General features: G+C 65.7%; 1 protein-coding gene. It reads left to right on the forward strand.

Features of this window, described 5'->3' with window-relative positions:
* A partial coding sequence (locus ACPYOG_RS20950) for a nitrilase-related carbon-nitrogen hydrolase (RefSeq protein ID WP_481295970.1) occupies positions 1–233 on the forward strand: 233 nt, incomplete at both ends.

Here is a 233-nt window from a genome sequence, read left to right on the forward strand (position 1 = left end):
TCTTCGATGTGGCCGGGATCGGGGTCGGACTGGCGATCTGCTTCGACGTCATCTACGACGACGTCATCTGGTCCGGTGCCCGTGACGGCGCCGAGGTGTACATGTTCCAGACCAACAACGCCGACTTCCGCGACACCGACGAGAACCTGCAGCAGCGGGCGTTCGCGCGCATGCGCGCCATCGAGACCGGACGGTCGGTGGTGAACCTGTCGACCGTCGGGACGAGCCAGGTC

It is taken from the genome of Leifsonia sp. HAY1-4F, from assembly GCF_056755275.1.